The sequence below is a fragment of the Lentzea kentuckyensis genome, from assembly GCF_002150765.1.
Lineage (GTDB): Bacteria > Actinomycetota > Actinomycetes > Mycobacteriales > Pseudonocardiaceae > Lentzea > Lentzea kentuckyensis.
Genome location: NZ_MUYM01000143.1, coordinates 309 through 2,096, shown reverse-complemented (window position 1 = coordinate 2,096; position 1,788 = coordinate 309). Strand labels below are relative to the sequence as shown.

The following is a 1,788-nucleotide window of genomic DNA, read 5'->3' as shown; positions in this document are numbered from 1 at the left end:
ACCGGCATCCCGGACGAGTACGAGCCCGGCCTGAACGTGCGGTTCATGGGCATCGACGAGCACGCGATGCTCAAGTACCTGGTGTCCACGTACTACTCGGCCGCGATCCTGGTACCGGACGCGCTGGGCGTGCTGGAAAACGTGGAGATCGGTCTCTGAGAGATGACAGCCGAGATGACCGAACCGCTTTCAGCCGGGAGACCTGCCGGTGAGGTGCTCGCGTGGAGCCGGAGCCTCGTGCTGCCGGCTCTGCGCAAGGCCGTTGAACAGCTACCGCCGTCGATGCGCACGATCGCGGAGTACCACCACGGGTGGCGTGACGAGTACGGCAACCCGGTGCTGGAGAACGGCGGCAAGGCGATCCGTCCCGCGTTGGTGCTGCTGGCGGCCGAGGCCGTCGGCGGCACCGCCTCCGCCGCTGTCCCGGCGGCGGTCGCGGTCGAGCTGATCCACAACTTCTCGCTGCTGCACGACGACGTGATGGACCGCGACACGACCCGGCGCCACCGGGCCACGGCGTGGACCGTGTTCGGCGTCAACGCGGCGATCCTGGCCGGTGACGCGCTGCAGGCGTTGGCGGTGGACGTGCTTGCCGGGTCCGGACATCCGCGCGCGCTGGAGGCGATCCGGACGCTGGGTGACGCCACGGTGGCGTTGCTCGACGGACAGGCCTACGACCTCGACTTCGAGTCCCGGTCGGACGTCCGGGTGCCCGAGGTCGAGCTGATGGCGCGCGGCAAGACCGGCGCTCTGCTCGGCGCATCAACGGCTTTGGGCGCGCTGTACGGCGACGGTTCCGACGAGCAGGTCGAGGCCATGCGCGGCTACGGCTCCGAGCTCGGGCTGGCGTTCCAGCACGTGGACGACCTGCTCGGCATCTGGGGCGACCCGGCGGTGACCGGGAAGGCCGTGCACTCGGATCTGGCGAACCGCAAGAAGTCCCTGCCGGTCGTGTACGCGCTGAACTCCGATGCCGTGTACGCCGCCGAGCTGGCGTCGCTCTACTCCGGTTCGCAGGAGATGAACGCGGAAACGCTTGCGCGGGCGGCTTCCCTGGTCGATCTGGCCGGCGGTCGCGCGTGGAGCCAGACCCAGGCCGACGAGCTGCACACGATGGCGTTGCTGCGTCTCGGCGAGGCCTCGCCGACCGGCCGTGGAGCTGGGCACGCTCGCTCAACTGGTCACCCACCGAGACCACTGAATTCCCTTGGGAAGGCACTCGATGACGGAACATCCGCCGCGTTCGGTGCTGCTCGCCTCACCCCGGTCGTTCTGCGCCGGGGTGGAGCGCGCCATCGAGATCGTGGAACGACTTCTCGACCAGCGCGGCGGTCCCATCTACGTGCGCAAGCAGATCGTGCACAACGTCCACGTCGTGCGCGGCCTGGAGGCGCGCGGTGCCGTGTTCGTGGAGGAGCTGTCCGAGGTGCCGTTCGGTGCCACGGCGGTCTTCTCCGCGCACGGTGTCTCCCCCGCTGTGCGCGCTGAAGCTCGCGAACGGTCGTTGGACGTGCTGGACGCGACCTGTCCTCTGGTGACGAAGGTGCACTCCGAGGCGCGGCGGTTCGCCGAACGCGGGGACACGATCGTGCTGGTCGGGCACGCCGGGCACGAGGAGGTCGAAGGCACGCTCGGGGAAGCACCCGATCAGATGGTGCTGGTCGAGACCGTGGAGGACGTCGAGGCGCTGGAGATCACCGGACCCGTCTCGTACCTGACGCAGACGACCCTGGCCGTGGACGAGACGGTCGAGGTGATCGACGCGCTGCAGCGGAAGTTCCCGCAACT

General features: G+C 69.1%; 3 pseudogenes. All 3 read left to right on the top strand.

Annotated features, from left to right (window positions below):
• Positions 1 to 159, top strand: a pseudogene (locus B0F77_RS50295) (Crp/Fnr family transcriptional regulator); the annotation flags it as partial.
• Positions 160 to 162: 3 nt separating this feature from the next.
• Positions 163 to 987: pseudogene (locus B0F77_RS43265) on the top strand (polyprenyl synthetase family protein); the annotation flags it as partial.
• A 235-nt stretch (positions 988 to 1,222) separates the two neighbouring features.
• A pseudogene (locus tag B0F77_RS43260) lies at positions 1,223 to 1,788 on the top strand (4-hydroxy-3-methylbut-2-enyl diphosphate reductase); the annotation flags it as partial.